This is a genomic window from Halostella sp. PRR32 (assembly GCF_034808085.1).
Taxonomy (GTDB): domain Archaea; phylum Halobacteriota; class Halobacteria; order Halobacteriales; family Natronoarchaeaceae; genus Halostella; species Halostella pelagica.
In genome coordinates this window covers 1-265 of sequence record NZ_JAXHGL010000155.1, presented here as the reverse complement: position 1 = coordinate 265, position 265 = coordinate 1, and the positions used below count along the sequence as shown (strand labels likewise).

The 265-nt window shown below is 46.4% G+C and carries 1 protein-coding gene; it reads right to left on the bottom strand.

Annotated elements, in window-relative coordinates; translation table 11 throughout:
* Positions 1-232, bottom strand: a 232-nt coding sequence (locus tag SM753_RS20720) for a hypothetical protein (protein WP_323192943.1), incomplete at its 3' end; no start/stop codon positions are given.
* Between the last annotated feature and the right edge of the window lie 33 nt (positions 233-265).

The following is a 265-nucleotide window of genomic DNA, read 5'->3' as shown; positions in this document are numbered from 1 at the left end:
GGATAATAAGGCTCTGCACATCAATCCTAGATTCGATAAACCCGGAGGATGGTTCTCTGGCTCTAAGGACGACCAACTGGTCCTCAACTCTTATGTGAGCAATAATTGGGGTACGGAGGAACGGTTCCCCAATCCTTTTGAAGAGGGAAAACCATTCCAGATACGCATCATGGTCTTTGACAACTATTTTAAGATCGCTGTCAACGGTCGTCATCTGTGCGATTTCCCTCATCGAATCCCGGTCGAATTCGTGAAAACCATCTAC